This is a genomic window from Aminobacter sp. P4_D5, assembly GCF_056401815.1.
On sequence record NZ_JBFUIP010000768.1, the window covers coordinates 1 to 689 of the forward strand.

At 70.5% G+C, this 689-nt stretch carries 1 protein-coding gene and 1 pseudogene; both read right to left on the reverse strand.

Features of this window, described 5'->3' with window-relative positions; genetic code table 11:
* Nucleotides 1-342 (reverse strand): annotated as a pseudogene (locus AC1DWF_RS34870) (NADP-dependent oxidoreductase); the annotation flags it as partial.
* Nucleotides 339-689, reverse strand: a 351-nt coding sequence (locus tag AC1DWF_RS34875; protein WP_476843044.1) for a 3-dehydroquinate synthase family protein, incomplete at its 5' end; no start/stop codon positions are given. The pseudogene AC1DWF_RS34870 and the gene AC1DWF_RS34875, both read right to left, overlap by 4 nt.

Genomic DNA, 689 nt, shown 5'->3' on the forward strand with positions numbered 1-689 from the left:
GTCCACCTTGCGCAGCTTCGCCCCGTCGACGGCGCAGAAGCGCTGCCAGCCGGCGCCGCCCATCACCGTGTCGCCCGGCGTGAAGTCCGCGTGGTTGGAGGCCTCCACCTCGCCCACCGTCATGCCTTCCATCACGCCGCCGATGTCCACCGGCTTGGAGTAGCTTTTCGCGTCGCTCATGCGTCCCCGCATATAGGGGTCGAGGCTGAGGAAGTGCGCCCGCACCAACACCTGGCCTTCGCCCGGCACCGGCACCGGCGCCTCGACGACCTGGAAGTCCTCCGGCACCGGCTCGCCCACGGGGCGGCGGCGCAGCAGTACCTGGAGATTCGTCTCGATCATGGCTCGCAACCTTCCTCATGCAGCAGGGTACGCACCATCTGCTCCGTGACGCCGGAGTCCGTGAAGACGTCCCCGGGGGCACGCAGCAGCACGAAGCGCATGGCCCCGTCGCGCGCCTTCTTGTCGGCGCGCATCCGGGCCAGTAGCCGTTCGATGGAGAAGGAGCGCGGCAGCTCCGAGATACGGACCGGAAGCCCCACCTCGCGCAGATGCTCGCGCACCCGGCCCGGCATCTCCTGCGAGCAGAGGCCGAGGCGGGCCGAAAGCTCCGTGGCCAGGCCGAGCCCGATCGCCACCGCCTCGCCATGCAGGAGCTGGCCGCCGTAGCCGCACTCGGCCTCCAGCGC